General features: G+C 74.5%; 1 protein-coding gene. It reads left to right on the forward strand.

Annotated features, from left to right (window positions below; translation table 11 throughout):
- The coding region (locus CVH10_RS22360; RefSeq protein WP_369335973.1) for a sensor histidine kinase at positions 1 to 255 on the forward strand (255 nt) is incomplete at both ends.

Raw genomic sequence — 255 nt, forward strand, 5'->3', positions numbered from 1 at the left:
ACGCCGTGAAGTTCACGCCCCGGGGCGGCGAGGTGGTGCTGTCGGTGCGCCGGGTGTTCGACCGGGTCGAGATGGCGGTGGTCGATACCGGCATCGGCATCGCCGAGGCCGACCTGCCGCGCCTCGGCGATCCCTTCTTCCAGGCCGGTGTCGGCGCGGGCGCCGCCTATGGCCGCCCGCACGAGGGCACCGGCCTCGGGCTCTCGGTGGTGCGCGGCCTCGTCGGGCTGCACCACGGCGAGCTCTCCGTCGAGA

The sequence above is a fragment of the Halomonas sp. ND22Bw genome (assembly GCF_003011945.1).
GTDB lineage: Bacteria > Pseudomonadota > Gammaproteobacteria > Pseudomonadales > Halomonadaceae > Halomonas > Halomonas halophila.